This is a genomic window from Dyella sp. EPa41 (genome assembly GCF_016586165.1).
GTDB lineage: Bacteria > Pseudomonadota > Gammaproteobacteria > Xanthomonadales > Rhodanobacteraceae > Dyella.
On sequence record NZ_BCPR01000033.1, the window covers coordinates 38,189 to 52,129 of the forward strand.

A 13,941-nucleotide genomic window follows, 5' to 3' on the forward strand; every position below is an offset into this window, starting at 1 on the left:
GCTGCGCCTTTGTCAGGAACGCGCGATGGTGTTGGTGCGGCGGATCTTCTTCTGCAACTGCAGGATGCCGTGGATCAGCGCTTCGGCCGTCGGCGGGCAGCCCGGCACGTAGATGTCCACCGGCACGATGCGGTCGCAGCCACGCACCACGGAATACGAGTAGTGGTAGTAACCGCCGCCGTTGGCGCAGCTGCCCATGGAGATGACCCACTTGGGATCGGGCATCTGGTCGTAGACCTTGCGCAGCGCCGGGGCCATCTTGTTGACCAGGGTGCCGGCCACGATCATCACGTCGGACTGGCGCGGACTCGGGCGGAAGATCACGCCGTAGCGGTCCAGGTCCAGGCGAGCGGCGCCGGCGTGCATCATTTCCACGGCGCAGCAGGCGAGACCGAAGGTCATCGGCCACATCGAACCGGTGCGCGCCCAGTTCATCAGCGCGTCGACGCTGGTGGTGGCGAAGCCGCGCTGGACGATCGGGTTGTCCTCGGCCGGACGCAGGATGTCGTCCACCAGGTTCAACGGCTGCGGGTTGTGCATCACCCGGTCAAGGGACGAGATCACTCCCATTCCAGTGCTCCCTTCTTCCACACGTAAGCGAAACCGATGACCAGCAGCAACAGGAACGTCGCCATCTCGATCAGGGCGATGATGCCGATCTTCTGGAACACGACTGCCCACGGGAACAGGAAGGCGATTTCCAGGTCGAAAATGATGAAGAGGATCGCCAGCAGGTAGTAGCGCACGTCAAAGCGCATGCGGGCGTCTTCGAAGGCTTCGAAGCCGCACTCGTAGGGCGAGAGCTTCTCCGACTCGGGGCGACGCGGTCCGGCAAGCAGGCCAACGGCCAGCAGGACCACGCCCAGGCCGGCGGCGACGCCGATGAACAGCAGGATGGGCCAATATTCGGCAAGCACGGTGAAACGTACCTCCGCGCCTCCATCGGCGCATCAGTGACCGTCGGGGAAAAACGGTCCGGAACCGGATTCGGCAGGCCACCAGGGCCATGGGCTATGCGCCACGTTCACATGCATTTACAGCCGCGAACGTCCGACTTTCCACGATCTGAGTCGGGAATCGCGACATTGTATCAGCGCGCTTAACAACAACAAGCCTTGACGGGTATTCGCAAGGCGATTCGCACACACCTTCGAACGCCTCGCGGCGAGCGGGCGCGGGCCATATCGACCAAGGTCTTACATGGTGAGCGTGGGGCGCTCGGAGGAAGTCATGCCGGCCAGCAGGTTCTCGATGCGGGTACGGGCCGCTTCGCCGTCGGCCGACTCGTTGAAGTGCACGCCGATGCCGGCGGTGCGGTTGCCCTGGGCGCCCACCGGCGTGACCCAGACCACCTTGCCCGCTACCGACAGGCGCTCACCTTCGTCGGTGAGGTTGATCAGAAGCACCACTTCGTCTCCCAACGCGTAGCGCTGGGCCGTGGGCGCGAACAGGCCACCGTTCTTCAGATAGGGCATGTAGGCGTTGTACAACGCCGCCGTGTCCTTGATCTTCAACGAAATAATGCCCTGGCGGGCGGCAATGGCCGGATTCATGACAGCTCCTGCGGGCCACCCTCGGCCCGACACCCTCATGCCGCGCATCCTAGCGACCGGCGCGCCCCAGCCACAAGCGATGCGTCGAAGGAATGTGACGGAAGGTGCGGCTTACAGCTCGCACCAGCCCCAGCGGTCGAAGATCCACGGCGACGGCAGGTTCATGTAGAGCTTGGCAAATGCCGGACCAGGCACCTCGTCGCCGAGCGCATGCAGGACATACCGGCCCTGCCCGTCCCGGGCGAGCGGCGCCTCGCGCCACGGCCAGCTGCGCGCACCCCGGCCGTCCACCAGCATCAGGTGCAGCCAGGGATGCCATGCAGCCGACGGCTGCCAGGGAAGTACCGGGGCGGTGACACGCGCGCCTGTCCCGCGAACCTGCAGGTAGCGCTCCGCGCGATCCGCCAGGCGGCGCATGCGCTTGCCGCTCAAGGCCATCTGGCTGCGATGGCAGGCCAATGCCGCCAGCTTGTTCGCATGCAGGCCCACCGAGGAGTCGAGCTTGACCCGTCCGGTCACATGGCCTTCACGACCATGGACCAGGTAGGCCAAGAGCTCCGGTGACGGGCCCTGCCAGCGGTCCAGGGCCAACCGGGCCAGGACATGGGCAGCGCTGTGGTCGGGGTGGTGATCGCCCAAGGCGGGAAGCGCCACCAGGTTCGGCTGGCACTCGTCGAGGCAGGCCAGCAGGCTGGCGACGCTCGCGTCGAGATCGGTACGCAGCCTCGCGGTAATACCCATGTCCGGCCACCCCAGGGCCTCCAGCGCCGAGGCGTCCACGCCCAACTGGGTCATGGCCTGCCCCACTTCAGCGCGCCGCCGCTCGCCCCACCGCCGGCGCTCGTCGACGCCGATGCGCACGCGACGCTCCATCCAGCGCTGTGGCCAGGGATTGTTGTCGCCATGGGTAAGCAACAGGATGCGCACCTCGCCGCCCGACTGGCGCACCTGTTGTATCAACTCTCCGGTGGCAATCGATTCGTCGTCGGGATGGGGCGCGATCACCAGCAGGCGCGTCCTTGCGTTCAGGCTGAAGGCCATGTCAGCCCCCCTGCTGCAAGGTCACGGGGCGCCAGCCGCGATCAAAGGCCTGCCCCCACACCAGCGCGACGGGAATGCCCCCCGCGGCCTTCAGGTGATGCACGCCTCGACTGAGATGCCAGTGATCGTCAACGGGGCCACCATCCACGCTTCCCCTGAGCTGGCGGAATCCATCGGTCAACACGTAGTTGCCGGGCAGCGCCACATCGACGACCTGGTCGGGCTCGGGGGTTGGAAACATGCGGCCGGCAACCCACACGTCGCGCCCGGCGGGCACGTAGTTCTCGACCACGAAGTGCGCGCTGGCATAGGGCAACCGCCGGGGCACGACCACCATGGTGCCGTGGGTCAGCAGTTCATCGACGATGGTGTCGGTCATCAAGCCTTTGCGCAGGCGACGCATGGCGAGGCTTTCAAGCACGGGGTAGTAAGGGCGCATGCGGAAAATGGTATCGCCCTTCGGATCCATGACGGTGTCGGTCTTGTCCGTATAACGCAGCACCAGCGTCAATTCGGCGCGCTGGGCGGCCAGTTCGTCCTGCCAGGGCGGCGCATAGGCCACCACGGCCGTAAGTTCGGCGCAGAGCATCAACAGGAAAAGGGCGGCGCGCAGCCGCGGCCTCAGGCTCAACCACGGCCAGTGCGCCGCCCAGCCGATGAAGGCGAGCACCAGCGTAGGAAGCACCGGCAGGAAATCCTGCTTGGTGATCAGCGGCCAGATGAACCAGATCAGCAGGAGATAGAGCCCGCCCTGGAACGAGAAGAAGACCGTCCAGTCGAATTCACCCAGCGAGCGCCGACGCACCTCGCGGATCGCCAGCACCAATGCCGCCGAACCGAGCAGGACAAACCACAGCAACTGCTGGGCTGCGTGGCGCTTGGCCGCCCCTCCGATGTTGTAGAGCACCAATCCATACCACGCCTCGCCCAGCACGCCCTGCGCGGCCAGCCACGCGACGAAGGCCATCGGAACGACCAGTAACCCGATGGCGGCTGCGGCCCAACACCGCAGGTTCGCGTGCGGCGCGCCGGCAGGCAGCAATAGCCGGAGCACGACGACGGTGACCAAGGTGGTGGTGATCAGCGCCAGCGTTTTCTGCGATACGGCGAGCGCGGCCCCGACCAGCAGGCCCGTCAGGAAAAAACGCCATGCACGGGGCGGCACGCCCACCACGAAAGCCAGCCCTGCCAGCCACAGCGCCATCCACATATCGTCGGTGCGGAACTGTCCGCTGACGATGAAGAAGCGTGGAAACAATCCGGCAAGCAGCACCACCACCCATGCTACGCGCCCACCGTACAGACGCCTCGCCATCCAGCCGGTGGCGCCCAGCGCCACGACGTACCAGAACTGCATGGCAAGTCGCAGCCAGGTGAGCACGTCGGCACGATCGTCAAACAGTTTCAACAGCGGCGAATGCAACCAGCCGAACAAGGGGCCGTGGTTGTCGAACACATCGCGATACGGCAACAGGCCCTGCGTCCACGCCCACGCGACGTGCGCATGCTGCGCTTCGTCGGAGTTAAGCGTGTACGCATTGAGCCATGCCAGCCGGAGCACCAGCAGGAGCAGCAGGGAAATCCACGGCCAGATGGGGAGGCGTTGCTGAAGTGGGGACTTCATGCCGCCAGACTAGGGAGACGGCCTGTCACCGGGCTTTCCCGTGGCTTGCGGCCGCTGCGGTCTCAATGCCAGCCGGCGAGCAGTTCCAGCAACAACAAGTCGCCACGCAAAGGGCCACGCAGCGATTCGCGCGTGCGATTGGCCGACATGTACCAGCGGTCCAGGGATTCGTCGTCCAGCTGGCTGGCCAGCGGTCCGGTGCTGCGCACGGCGCGTGCCTTCATCTCGTCCGCGGCCGCCTGCGCGGCGAACCAGAGGCGCTGCTCCGGTTCGTTGTCCAGCCAGCGACGAGCGACTTCCATCGCCTCGCCGCGACCCGCGGCCAGTGCACCGAGATCCTTGCGCACTTCCTGGCGCCGGGCCAACGCGCCCTCTTCCGCCCACACGCGCGCCATGCCGGGGTTGCCACCGGCGGCATCGAGCGCCGCCTCGGCATCCTTCACGCCCGCCTGCTGCAGCCAGGCGAGTGCCACCTCACGCGACGGCAAATGGAATTCGATGCGCTGGCAGCGACTGCGTATGGTCTGCGGCAGCCGCCACGGCGCGTCGGCGACCAGCAACAGCAGCGTTTGCGGCGAAGGCTCTTCCAGCGTCTTGAGCAGCGCGTTCGCCGCGGCCGCGTTCATGGCGTCCGCAGGATCGATGCAGACGATCTGCCAGCCGCCGAACTGGCTGGCCATGGCGAGCCGTGCGGATAGTTCACGAATCTGGTCGACGACGATTTCGCTGCGCTGCACGCCGTCCTTGCGCAGGCCGAAACTCAGCACCGAATAGTCGGGATGCGTGCCGGCCTCGAACAGCAGGCAGCTGCGGCACACGCCGCAGGGCTCGCCATCGCCCGGCTGCTGGCACAACAGGCCCTGCGCGAAGCGATGCATGAAATCACGCTTGCCCAGGCTGGCGGGTCCGCACAGCAGCAACGCATGCGGCATGGCATCGCGGGCGCGACGCGCCTGCAGCCGGCTCCAATGCTCCTCATGCCAGGGCATCACGCTCACGCGACGGCTCCAAACAGGTGGCGCGTGGCGTCGATGGCGGCCTCGAGCACCTGCGGCGGCGTGAGGCTGGCATCGATGACGCGAAAGCGCTGCGGTTGTTCTGCGGCACGCGCGCGATAGGTTTCGCGCACGCGTTCGAAGAACGCATCCGCTTCATTCTCGATGCGATCAGCCGCGCCGCGGCCCGCGGCGCGCGCGCGGCCGGTCGCCACCGGCAGGTCGAGCAGCAAGGTGAGATCGGGCGTCAGGCCTTCCGTCGCCCATTGCTCGAGCAGCGCGATGCGTTCCGTGGGTACACCACGACCGCCGCCCTGATAGGCGTAGCTGGCGTCGGTAAAGCGGTCGCACAGCACCCACTTGCCTGCTGCCAGCGCAGGCTCGATGCATTCGCGCACGAGCTGGGCGCGCGAAGCGAACATCAACAGCAGCTCCGCCTCGGCGGACATGTCCCGGCGCTCGGCGTCGAGCACGATGGCGCGCACGGCTTCGCCCAGCGGCGTACCGCCCGGCTCCCGGGTCTGCACCAGCGCCACGCCCTGCTCGACGAGATGCTTCTGCAAGCCGGCGAGCAACGTGCTCTTGCCGGCGCCTTCGCCGCCCTCGAGCGAAATGAATTTGCCACGCTTGGTCATTGGCAGCGCTTCAACTGGTAGCAGGCCACGTTGCGATTGTGCTCATCCAGCGAAGAGGAGAACACATGCGAACCGTCGCCACGGGAAACGAAATAGAGCTCGGAGCCTTGGGCTGGATGCAGCGCCGCTTCGATGGCCGGCTTGCCCGGCATCGCAATCGGCGTCGGCGGCAGCCCCTGGCGCGTATACGTATTGTACGGCGTGTCGGTGGTCAGGTCCGACTTGTGGATGTTGCCGGCGTAGCTCTCGCCCATGCCGTAGATCACCGTGGGATCGGTCTGCAGCAGCATGTGGTTCTGCAGGCGCCGCACGAACACGCCGGCGATGCGTGGCCGCTCATCGGCACGCCCGGTTTCCTTCTCCACGATGGAGGCGAGGATCAGCGCATCGTATGGCGTCGCCAGCGGTACCTGGCTGTCGCGCTGGGCCCAGAGCGTATCGAGCATCTTCGCCATCGCCGCGTGGGCGCGACGCAGGATGTCCAGGTCGGTGTCGCCTTTCACGTAGGCGTAGGTCTCGGGCAGGAACCGCCCCTCCGGCATTTCACCGGGTGCGCCGATTTTGACCATCAGCTGGGCATCATCCAGGCCGGCGCCGTCCTGCCGGAGCTTGTCGGCCTTGGCCAGTGCCTGGCGCAGGTCACGAAACGTCCAGCCGTCGACGATGGTGAAATTGCGCTGCAGCACCTTGCCCGCGGCCATGTTGAGCAACAGGTCGCGCGGCGTCATGCCGGTGGTCAGCGCATATTCGCCCGCGTGCAGGCGGCCCGCCACCCGCAACTGCTCGGCCAGTACCCGCCAATACAGCGGCCCCGTCGTGGTGACGTGCTGCCCGCGCAGCAGGCCGACCACGTCGCGCAGGTTGCTGCCCTTGCCCACGTCGACGCTGGGCGTCTGCGCGGAAACCGCCAGCGGGCTGCGCACAAAGCGCTGGTAGTCGATCCAGCCGTAGGCCACGGCGCCCGCCATCGCCAACAGCACCAGCAGGGCGAACACGCGCCAGAACGCCCGGCCCCGCATCTTCATTCGGTTCATGCCTGCTCCATCGGGAAACCCAGCCCGCGCCAGTGCTGCTGCATGGCGCGGGTAACCGGGCCGGGACCATACACCGTATCGCCCACGGCCTGAACGGGCAGGATGCCTCGGACACTGGAACTGAGGAAGACCTCGCTGGCACGTTGCAGCTCGTCCGGACGCAGCGTGCCTACCCGTGCATCCAGGCGCACGGACAACACCTCGGCGCGGGCCACGCCCGCCACGCCACAACGCTCGACGGACGGAGTGACCAGTGCCCCATCGATCACCGCGAACAGGTTGGCCATGGTCGCCGAGATGACGTTTCCTTCGAGATCGAGCAGCAGCCCTTCGGGAATGGCGGCGTCGCTCCACTCGGCCCGCGCCAGCACCTGTTCCAGGCGGTTGAGGTGTTTCATGCCCGCCAGCAAGGGCTGCAGCCCCAGGCGCGTATCGCACCAACGCACGCGTATGCCCCGTTGGTAGTTGTCGCCATGCATCACGGGTGCTTCGAAGGCCGCCACGATACGTGTCGGCTTCGGTGCTGCCGGCGGCGCGTAACCCCGCTCGCCCATGCCCCGCGTCAACGTGATGCGCACGACGGCATGTGCCAGTCCCGTCGATACTGCCAAGGCTTCGTGCAAGCATCGCTCGGCGTCGCATGCAGGCATGCCCAGCCTTCGGGAACTTTCCCGCAGGCGCTGCATATGGCGCGCCCACAGCGGGGCGAGGCCGTGCACGAAACGGATGGTTTCAAACAGGCCATCGCCGTAGGAAAGACCGCGGTCGGCGACGGAAAGGGTATCGGCCGGCGCACCATCGACGAGGACGCGCGCGACGGTCATCAGCCCTGCACTCCCAGCGCGCGCAGCAGTCCACGCGCCTTGGCGCGGGTTTCGTCGAGTTCCTTCTCCGCCACCGAGTCTGCCACGATGCCGGCGCCCGCCCGCAGGCTGACCTGCGAGCCCGCCAGCGTGAACGTGCGAATGAGGATATTGAGGTCCAGGTCGCCATTGCGATCGAGGTAACCGAGCGCGCCGGTGTACGCGCCGCGCGGCGCATCCTCCAGCGCGGCAATGATCTCCATGCAACGCACCTTGGGACAGCCGGTGATGGTGCCGCCCGGAAACGTCGCGGCGATCACCTGCCCTGGCGTGACGTCGCCGCGCAGCCGGCCACGCACGTTCGACACGATGTGATGCACGTGCGCGTAGCTTTCCACCACCATCAGCTCGTTCACTTCGACGGTGCCGGGTACGCACACGCGTCCCAGGTCGTTGCGCTCCAGGTCGATCAGCATCACGTGCTCGGCGCGCTCCTTCGGATGCGTGCTGAGTTCGAGGATGCGCGCGCTTTCGTCGTCGCCAGGCGCTCGCGGTCGCGTGCCGGCGATGGGGCGCGTCTGCGCCAAGCCGTCGCGCACCTCGACCAGGCGTTCCGGCGAAGAACTCACCACGGCCCATCCGGGCTGTTGCAGCAAGCCGGCAAACGGCGCGGGATTGGCCTGCCTCAGGGCGGCATACAAGGACGCGGCAGACGGCGGCGTCGCATAGTGGGCGCGCCATGCGCGGGAAAGATTCACCTGGAAGATGTCGCCGGCGCGCAGGTGTTCATGGATGCGCTCGACGCCACGAAGAAAGAGCGATGGCTCGTCCTCGCCGCAGGTGTCGGGCGGCGCGAGCGCCGCCGGCATGACGTCGACCCCGAGGTCCGACTCCATCGCATCGAGCCATGCCTCGTGACCGGCTTCGGCAATGAGCACCGTGCGATGACGCTCATGATCGACCACGATGGCTGCAGGGCAACGCACCGCCAGCGCCACCGGAATCGCTTCGGGCATGCGCAGGCGCAAGCGCGGCTCGATATCGCCGGCGAGCTCGTAGGCCAGCAACAACAGCCAGCCACCGTGGAACGGGAGATCGTCCGCTTCGTTTCGCGGCAATCGCTCCGCGTTCCATGCGTCGTCCAGCGCATCGAGAAAACGCCCGGTGCGCAGGGCGCCATGGCCATCGCGCAATCGACCGTCGGCGCACAGCGTGAGGCTGTCCTGCGGAAAGGCGAACAGGATGTCGTAACGCGCCTGTGCCGAACCCTGCGTCACGCTCTGCAGCAGGCCGGGATAGCGCTCCGGAAATGCAGCGGCCGGCGCGAGGAGATCGCGCCGGCCGTGCAAGGTACGCTTGTGGAACGTGGTCACGCCGCTCAAACGCGACGGAATGCCAGCGTGCCGTTGGTGCCGCCGAAGCCGAACGAGTTGGAAATGGCCACGTCGAACTTGGCCTCGCGCGCGACGTGCGGCACGAAGTCGAGGTCGCAGCCTTCGCCCGGCTCGTCGAGGTTGATGGTCGGCGGCAGTACCTGGTCGCGCAGCGCCAGGATGGTGAAGATCGCCTCGACGCCACCGGCCGCACCGAGCAGATGGCCGGTCGCCGACTTGGTCGAGCTCATCGCCAGCTTGTAGGCGTGATCGCCGAACACGCGCTTGGCGGCCAGCACTTCGCCCAGGTCGCCCAGCGGGGTCGAGGTGCCGTGAGCGTTGATGTACTGCACGTCGGTCGGGTTGAGGCGGCCATCCTTCAGTGCGGTATCCATGCTGCGCGCCGCACCTTCGCCACCTTCGCTGGGCGCGGTGATGTGGAACGCATCGCCGCTCATGCCGAAGCCGACGAGTTCGGCGTAGATCTTCGCGCCGCGCGCCTTGGCGTGCTCGTATTCTTCCAGCACCAGCACGCCGGCACCGTCGGACAGCACGAAACCGTCACGATCCTTGTCCCAGGGACGGCTGGCCTTGGTCGGCTCGTCGTTGCGCGTGGACATGGCCTTGGCCGAGCAGAAGCCCGCCATCGCCGTGCCCGTCGTGGCGAACTCGGCGCCACCGGCGATCATCACGTCGGCATCGCCGTACTGGATCATGCGCGCGGCCAGGCCGATGTTGTGCGTACCGGTGGTGCAGGCGGTCACGCAGGCGATGTTCGGGCCCTTCAGGCCGTTCATGATCGACAGGTGGCCGGACACCATGTTGATGATCGACGAGGGCACGAAGAACGGCGACACGCGACGCGGGCCCCTGTCGTGCAGCTCGATCGAGGTGTGTTCGATGGTATGCAGGCCGCCGATGCCGGCCGCCACCGCCACGCCGATGCGCGGCGCATTTTCTTCCGTCACTTCCAGGCCGGAATCGCGCAGGGCTTGCGTGCCCGCGGCAATGCCGTAATGGATGAACGGATCCATTTTCTTGATTTCTTTCGGGGCGATCCACTGCGCGGGATCGAAATCACGTACCTGACCGGCGATGCGCGTGGCATAGGCGGTGGCGTCGAAATGGGTAACCTCGCCAATGCCGCTCACGCCCTTGAGGATGTTGTCCCAGGCGCTGGCGATATCGTTGCCTACGGGCGAAATGATGCCGAGGCCGGTTACAACCACACGTCGTTTGCTCATACTGATCTTCCCTCGTGTTTCCGTGGTCCCGCCGCGGCGGACAGACTTTCCGCGCTATCGCAGCCACGTCATCCGAACCCGGCGATGCGCGGAGGCACACCATACGGGATCGGACGTTGCAAATTGCAGAAACGAAAACTGCGCCAATGTGGCGCAGCTTCCGATATCGCCGGTGGTCGGGCGCATGGTGAGATGCGCCGGCCACAACGGAGCGATCACTCCTTGGTGTGGGCCTTGATGTAGTCAACGGCCTGCTGCACCGTGGTGATCTTCTCGGCCTCTTCGTCCGGAATCTCGGTCTCGAACTCTTCCTCGAGAGCCATCACCAGCTCAACGGTGTCCAGCGAATCAGCGCCCAGATCGTCCACGAACGAAGCGTTCGCCGTGACTTCATCTTCCTTCACGCCCAACTGCTCGACGACGATTTTCTTGACGCGCTCTTCGATGGTGCTCATGTTGCCAATACCTCCCAAGGAGTAGTTACCTGTCACACCGGCATCGGGCCGGCATATGGCCGGCGGATTGTAGTGGCTAACCTTCGTGGCTGCCATGGTCCGCCAGCGGTGGTGAAACGCAGGCCACGGGACCGGCGCGAAAGAAGCAATTGTCGCCTAAAACGCATCCGCTTGCGACAACTCCTTGTTAAGCCGGCCCGTGCCGGCATGCCAGATGCCTCTCCAGCAAGCGGGAGCGGCATCCGGCCGTTTCAAACAATGCAGGGTGCGGCGGGGGTTGCCGCCGATTCCTCATCCCTTACGGCATGTACATGCCGCCGTTGACGTGCAGCGTCTCACCGGTGATGTAAGAGGCCGCCGGAGACGCCAGGAAGGCCACTGCCTTCGCGATGTCGCTCGCTTCGCCGAGGCGGCCGAGCGCGATCTGGCCCAGCAGCGCGGTCTTGGATTCCTCGGGCAACGCGCGGGTCATGTCGGTATCGATGAAGCCCGGCGCCACCACGTTGACGGTGATGCCACGCGAACCGATTTCCCGAGCCAGCGACTTGGAGAACGCGATGATGCCGGCCTTGGCGGCAGCGTAATTGGCCTGCCCGGGGTTACCGGTGAGGCCGATCACCGAGGCAATGGAAATGATGCGCCCCTGCGTGCCTTCATCATCCCGCGCATGACCGCCTTGGAGGCGCGATACACCGAGGTGAGGTTGGTATCGAGAATGGCTTGCCAGTCCTCGTCGCGCATGCGCATCAGCAGCTGGTCGCGGGTGATGCCGGCGTTGTTCACCAGGATTGACACGGCGCCGAATTCCTTGGTGATGCTGTCGATCAGCGCCTCGACGGCGCCTTCGCCGGTCACGTCGAGCACGCGGCCATGGCCGCCGTGCGGCGCGAGACGTTCGCCGATCGCAGCCGCGCCACTCTCGCTGGTGGCGGTGCCGATGACGGTCGCGCCGAGCGATGCGAGTTCGTCGGCGATGGCGGCACCGATGCCGCGGCTGGCGCCGGTGACGAGGGCGATTTCACCTTGCAGTGTCTTGCTCATCTGTCATTTCCCTTTGGATGGCCAAACGTCGATACGTCCAGCCGCATGATGTCTGTAGAGTCGCTCAGGCCCATTCCGCACGCGCGGCATCGAGCTCGCCAGGCGTGCCGATGGCGCGTGCCTCGACGCTCTTGTCGATGCGCTTGATCAGGCCCGCCAGCACCTTGCCCGGCCCCGCCTCGGCCACCCGCGTGGCGCCACCGGACACGAGTGCCTGCACGCATTCGGTCCAGCGCACCGGCAGGTACAGCTGGCGCTGCAATGCGCCGCGGATGTCTTCGAGCGTGCCGTAGCTGCGCGCTTCGGCATTCTGGATGACGGGGATGGCCGGCAGCTGCCACTGGATGGATGCCATGCGCTCACCGAGGCGATCGGAAGCGTCGCGCATGAGCGCGCAATGCGACGGCACCGACACGGCGAGCTTGATCGCCTTCTTCACGCCCTGCTCCGCCAGCCTGGCAAGCGCGCGATCCACGGCCTCGGCGTTGCCGGCGATGACCAGCTGGCCCGGCGAATTGAAGTTGGCCGGTGAAACCACCTGACCTTGCGCCACTTCGTCGCACACGGCTGCGATCTGGGCGTCGTCGCCACCGAGAATGGCAGCCATCGCGCCCACGCCCGGCGGCACCGCGGCCTGCATCAGGCGACCACGCTCGGCCACGAGTGCCGCCGCGTCATGCAACGACAGCGCCCCGGCGCATACCAGCGCGCTGTACTCGCCCAGGCTGTGACCCGACAGCTGAGCCGGCTGCGCGCCGCCCAGCTTCTGCCATACGCGCCATACGGCCACGCTCGCCGCCAGCAATGCCGGCTGGGTGTTTTCGGTGCGGTTGAGGTCTTCTTCCGGCCCCTGCTGGCTCAACGCCCAGAGGTCGACCCCAGCGCCTTGCGAAGCCTCGTCGAACGTCGCTTTCACCTCAGGATGGGCGGCGGCCAGTTCGGCGAGCATGCCCACGGACTGGGAGCCCTGCCCCGGGAAAACGAATGCGAGCGTTGCGGCGGTCTGGGTCATGGAGCGCGAATCTTCCGAATCGAAAAACGGAATGGTGCCAGCAATGGGCGCCATACGCAGCTGTATATGCCCGGCGGACGGGTTGAGATGGTGTTTTTGCGGAGGGTTTGCCTGGGTTTTCCGGGCACGTGTGGCGGCATGCGTCGGACTGTGGCAATGGCCTTCGCGGTCGGTTTTCCGGGTGGTGTGTGGCGCGGGCTGTGTGAACGCCAGGCGAGTCGCGGTTTTTTTGTTCGTCGCCCTGCAGGCAGGACACGTGCCAGGCGCGCGGAACGCCCTGGGCCGGCCGCGAAGGGGCGAGCGCAGCGGGTCATCGCTGTTGGGCTCTGATTTGGCCGCATCGCGATTGGGCTCGCCTGCGACCGAAGGGAGTCCCTGTGGGGCCGCGGGCTTCCGCTCGTCTGCCGACGAGCGGGTCACTAATCTCTTTGCGTGGCCACGCACGCGCAGGAGCGTGCGAACGGCGAAGCCGGCCCGTACGCGGGGAGGCGCCATGGATGGCGCCGCTTTGAGGAGCGAGGAAGGGCGGAGGGCAGGATGCCCGGAGTAAAGAGAAGTAACCAAGAGAAAGGCCACCCCGATGCCGCGCCCCTGCGGGGTCGCAGGCGGGAGGCGGGGATCCTCTGGCCGGCGTCTTGCCGGCCACCCTTCGGGCGATTCCACCTCCCGCCTGCTCGCGCCATAGGGGGGGAAGATCAAGAGCGGACCCTACCTTGTAGGAGCGCACCCAGTGCGCGACCGCAGAGGTCATCGATGCGCCGCTGTCGCGCACTGGGTGCGCTCCTACAGAGAGAGGGAGGGGGAGGTTGTCGCTCGCGATGTGCCGCGCAGCGGCACGAGCCTTCAACCCATCCCCTGTGTGGCGGTGAGGGGTGGTCGATCAGGCCCCGCAGGGGTGCCCGACACGGATGTCGGGCACTTTTCGTCCGGGCAGGAGCCCGGTCGAAAAGCCCGGCCGCCCCTCACTGACTGGCTGGGCGAAGCCCAGACAGCGCCACGCGGGGTGCCCTTCTCTTTGGTTACTTTCTCTTGGGCAAGCAAGAGAAAGTGACCCGGCCTCCGGCAGGAGGGCGGAAGCCCGCCGCCCCACAGGGACTCCCTTCGGTCGCAGGCGAGCCAGGTTGCGAGAAA

13 protein-coding genes and 1 pseudogene are annotated in these 13,941 nt (G+C 66.5%); all 14 read right to left on the reverse strand.

The window, feature by feature from the left end; all coding sequences use genetic code 11:
* Window positions 1-12: 12 nt before the first annotated feature.
* Window positions 13-570 carry an NADH-quinone oxidoreductase subunit B gene (locus JMF82_RS12140; protein ID WP_038616880.1) on the reverse strand — a complete coding sequence of 186 codons (558 nt, stop codon included), beginning with the start codon at window positions 568-570 and terminating at the stop codon, window positions 13-15.
* On the reverse strand, window positions 561-917 hold the full coding sequence (locus tag JMF82_RS12145) for an NADH-quinone oxidoreductase subunit A (protein WP_201314837.1): 357 nt from the start codon (window positions 915-917) through the stop codon (window positions 561-563). The genes JMF82_RS12140 and JMF82_RS12145 overlap by 10 nt, the downstream gene beginning before the upstream one ends.
* Window positions 918-1,196: 279 nt before the next feature.
* The gene (locus tag JMF82_RS12150; protein ID WP_038616875.1) at window positions 1,197-1,553 is read right to left on the reverse strand and encodes a PilZ domain-containing protein; all 357 of its coding nucleotides are present in this window, start codon (window positions 1,551-1,553) and stop codon (window positions 1,197-1,199) included.
* Between the two features lie 111 nt (window positions 1,554-1,664).
* Window positions 1,665-2,594 (reverse strand): PIG-L family deacetylase, encoded by a 930-nt coding sequence (locus tag JMF82_RS12155; protein ID WP_236585441.1) that lies wholly within the window; start codon window positions 2,592-2,594, stop codon window positions 1,665-1,667.
* Between the two features lies 1 nt (window position 2,595).
* Window positions 2,596-4,218 (reverse strand): hypothetical protein, encoded by a 1,623-nt coding sequence (locus JMF82_RS12160; RefSeq protein WP_201314838.1) that lies wholly within the window; start codon window positions 4,216-4,218, stop codon window positions 2,596-2,598.
* A 62-nt stretch (window positions 4,219-4,280) separates the two neighbouring features.
* Window positions 4,281-5,216: a DNA polymerase III subunit delta' gene (gene holB / locus JMF82_RS12165; protein WP_201314839.1), complete on the reverse strand. Its 936-nt coding sequence runs from the start codon at window positions 5,214-5,216 to the stop codon at window positions 4,281-4,283.
* Window positions 5,213-5,848 (reverse strand): dTMP kinase, encoded by a 636-nt coding sequence (gene tmk, locus JMF82_RS12170; RefSeq protein ID WP_201314840.1) that lies wholly within the window; start codon window positions 5,846-5,848, stop codon window positions 5,213-5,215. The genes holB and tmk overlap by 4 nt, the downstream gene beginning before the upstream one ends.
* Window positions 5,845-6,882 (reverse strand): endolytic transglycosylase MltG, encoded by a 1,038-nt coding sequence (gene mltG, locus JMF82_RS12175; protein WP_201314841.1) that lies wholly within the window; start codon window positions 6,880-6,882, stop codon window positions 5,845-5,847. Before mltG ends, tmk begins: the two co-directional genes overlap by 4 nt.
* Window positions 6,879-7,706 (reverse strand): aminodeoxychorismate lyase, encoded by an 828-nt coding sequence (pabC, locus tag JMF82_RS12180; protein WP_201314842.1) that lies wholly within the window; start codon window positions 7,704-7,706, stop codon window positions 6,879-6,881. Before pabC ends, mltG begins: the two co-directional genes overlap by 4 nt.
* Window positions 7,706-9,034, reverse strand: coding sequence for an aminodeoxychorismate synthase component I (locus JMF82_RS12185; protein WP_236585442.1), 1,329 nt, complete (start codon window positions 9,032-9,034; stop codon window positions 7,706-7,708). Before JMF82_RS12185 ends, pabC begins: the two co-directional genes overlap by 1 nt.
* A 29-nt stretch (window positions 9,035-9,063) precedes the next feature.
* A complete protein-coding gene (fabF, locus tag JMF82_RS12190; protein ID WP_201314844.1) occupies window positions 9,064-10,302 on the reverse strand; it encodes a beta-ketoacyl-ACP synthase II in 1,239 nt (412 codons plus the stop codon).
* 215 nt (window positions 10,303-10,517) lie between these two features.
* The gene (gene acpP, locus JMF82_RS12195; protein WP_038616856.1) at window positions 10,518-10,757 is read right to left on the reverse strand and encodes an acyl carrier protein; all 240 of its coding nucleotides are present in this window, start codon (window positions 10,755-10,757) and stop codon (window positions 10,518-10,520) included.
* Window positions 10,758-11,055: 298 nt separating this feature from the next.
* Window positions 11,056-11,798: pseudogene (fabG, locus tag JMF82_RS12200) on the reverse strand (3-oxoacyl-ACP reductase FabG).
* A gap of 64 nt (window positions 11,799-11,862) precedes the next feature.
* Window positions 11,863-12,810, reverse strand: a complete 948-nt coding sequence (gene fabD, locus JMF82_RS12205; protein WP_201314845.1) for an ACP S-malonyltransferase — start codon at window positions 12,808-12,810, stop codon at window positions 11,863-11,865.
* Between the last annotated feature and the right edge of the window lie 1,131 nt (window positions 12,811-13,941).